We start from the raw sequence: 2,015 nt of genomic DNA, 5'->3' as shown, positions 1-2,015 counted from the left end.
GGAACAGGTAACAGGTAGGGACGTTGCATGCAACGTCCCTACAGATTATTATGATTAGGGAAAGAGGCGATCGCCAACCCAAACAATAATTCCCTTGTCTAGACTGACTTTGAAGCATTTTTCCTACCAAAAAATGTCTAAGTAGGGGTTGCTGATTAAATCTAAAAGCATTGACATATAAAGACAAGTGCCTTTTTGGAGTCGAAAAAAGTGCGCCTGTTTCAGTCTAAAATGCTCAAAAAGTTAGTATTTTAGGCGCATAGTTGGGCAGAAAAATCATTCTTACAATTCTTACTTCTACCTCCTCGCTCATTCCCATTTCTCCTGTCTCCTGTCTCCTACCCCTACTAAAAGATTTTTGAGCGCAAACCCTAAGTACCATTAGGACTTGTGCTGATGGTGAACCTCAGACAGGGAAATGTTTTTCCCCCCGTTCCTTGTTCCCTGTTCCCTATTCCCTGCTATAACATTTGAGAGTAGCTTCCATAATATCTGTAGTTTGACCTGAAACTGTGTATACTAAAGCCTCGCGATAAACCCGTTGTGCTCCATGATTTTTGTGATTAGCTGCGCCACTAGAAACAGTAACAGCAGCAGCAGTACAACGTTGGGCTAAATTAATAGCTGTTGCTCTGAGGTGGAGTTTTTCGGCAAAATCAGTATTAGGATTTTTATTGGCTTCTTCTATGGCATTTCGACATTTATCAACCTCAGTTTGTAAGGAATAAATTGCATCTGGGATAAAAGGAAGAAGTTTCGTTTTTGATATTTATTTCATAATATCTATACCTGCTAAAGCACATCCTAAAGCAAAAGCACTAAAGCTATATGATAATTATGTAGCCTATCTTTTGCCTGAAATGGGTATTGCTAAAAATTCTAAATACCAGGAACATATCCGGAATCCAGGGGTGGCTTGTTGTACATAATAGTAATAGTAAAATTTTTTTAATTAGAACTTCAATTTAGAAGCAGAGGTAAACTGTGAAACCCTTAATTAAATTTCCCTTAGATGGTGACAAGTCTATTCTTGTAGAAGTAGAGGAGTTACCAGTTTCCGAGGTAGATGAGGAACTGGTTGCTAACTATCCTGGCCAAAAAGTTGTTGCTCAAGCTCAAACCTCCTTTGCTGAAGCAATGGAGACAATTAAGCCTATTGCTACCAACATTATTGGCAAAGTTCGGGAACTAAAAGACTCCCCTGATGAAGTAGAGGTAAAATTTGGGCTAAAGATGACGGCAGAAATGGGAGCGATTATTGCCTCGACAAATGTGGAAGGCAACTATGAAATTACCTTGAAGTGGAAGAAGTGATTTGTAGTTAACAATGACTTTTCAATGGACATCGGCAATCGTTCGCATTCGTCAACCTAACAAAAACGTTGTTGGCGCAGGTTTTCTAGTGTCTAATCGGCACATTATCACCTGCGCTCATGTGGTTAATGCAGCACTGGGAAAACAACTAAATACTCTAGATCTGCCAGATAGGGCAATTTATCTAGATGTTCCCCTAGTTGCATCGGGAAACATTCTTAAGGCAAGGGTTGTTCGCTGGAAAGCAGTCAAATGAGTTTGACAGAGCGGAATAGAGATAAAGAGGAAAAAAAACGTCAAGAACGAGAAAAGCTAGAAGCTAAAGTAGCTTTTGAGACATCAGAAGACAAGAATCGTATCTTGGCTAAAGCTAATCAGAAAGCTAATCGCATGATTCGTTTTGGTTCTGGTGTTTTGGCTATCTCTTTTATTGGAGCAATAATTGCTGGAGTCATTGCAGGTATAGCTAATCAGCAACTACAAGCACTTAATAGAGTAGAAGCAACTTTTGAAACTATTCTGGGAAGACTAGGTATTCAAAGAAGAGGGATTGCTTACTATACTCTAGGTGATCTCAAATCCGGTAGCATCGGAGTAATTAAACCTGAATTTTCGGCCACCAATGGTACTGGGTTATAGCCTTGATTGCAAATTGCTGTGTTAAAAGAACTTGACAACGCTCAAACAGAATTTCTTCTAAC

General features: G+C 39.4%; 5 protein-coding genes. 3 read left to right on the top strand and 2 right to left on the bottom strand.

The features are described 5' to 3' along the window. Positions 1–235 precede the first annotated feature (235 nt). Both F6K13_RS30545 and F6K13_RS30540 read right to left on the bottom strand, forming a co-directional pair. Positions 236–382 (bottom strand): hypothetical protein, encoded by a 147-nt coding sequence (locus F6K13_RS30545; protein WP_161564467.1) that lies wholly within the window; start codon positions 380–382, stop codon positions 236–238. A 69-nt stretch (positions 383–451) separates the two neighbouring features. Continuing rightward, positions 452–730 carry an acyl-CoA dehydrogenase family protein gene (locus tag F6K13_RS30540; RefSeq protein ID WP_275670346.1) on the bottom strand — a complete coding sequence of 93 codons (279 nt, stop codon included), beginning with the start codon at positions 728–730 and terminating at the stop codon, positions 452–454. Between the two features lie 254 nt (positions 731–984). On the opposite strand from F6K13_RS30540, the gene F6K13_RS30535 reads away from it, so the two are divergent. From F6K13_RS30535 to F6K13_RS30525, 3 genes are read left to right on the top strand one after another with little or no spacing between them, the layout of a single operon-like run. Further along, a complete protein-coding gene (locus F6K13_RS30535) occupies positions 985–1,314 on the top strand; it encodes a CU044_2847 family protein (protein ID WP_192901102.1) in 330 nt (109 codons plus the stop codon). A 13-nt stretch (positions 1,315–1,327) separates the two neighbouring features. Continuing rightward, positions 1,328–1,570, top strand: coding sequence for a hypothetical protein (locus F6K13_RS30530; protein WP_124144548.1), 243 nt, complete (start codon positions 1,328–1,330; stop codon positions 1,568–1,570). After that, on the top strand, positions 1,567–1,953 hold the full coding sequence (locus F6K13_RS30525) for a hypothetical protein (protein WP_124154428.1): 387 nt from the start codon (positions 1,567–1,569) through the stop codon (positions 1,951–1,953). Before F6K13_RS30530 ends, F6K13_RS30525 begins: the two co-directional genes overlap by 4 nt. Positions 1,954–2,015 lie beyond the last annotated feature (62 nt).

This window comes from Okeania sp. SIO2B9 (assembly GCF_010672505.1).
GTDB classification, from domain to species: domain Bacteria; phylum Cyanobacteriota; class Cyanobacteriia; order Cyanobacteriales; family Microcoleaceae; genus Okeania; species Okeania hirsuta.
The sequence above is the reverse complement of the archived record's forward strand: the minus strand, read 5'-3'. Positions and strand labels throughout refer to the sequence as shown.

Bases quoted from the DNA above. Each gene is read 5' to 3' on its own strand.
- F6K13_RS30545 (WP_161564467.1), bottom strand. From the start codon at position 382: ATGGTACTTAGGGTTTGCGCTCAAAAATCTTTTAGTAGGGGTAGGAGA.
- F6K13_RS30530 (WP_124144548.1), top strand. From the start codon at position 1,328: ATGACTTTTCAATGGACATCGGCAATCGTTCGCATTCGTCAACCTAAC.
- F6K13_RS30525 (WP_124154428.1), top strand. From the start codon at position 1,567: ATGAGTTTGACAGAGCGGAATAGAGATAAAGAGGAAAAAAAACGTCAA.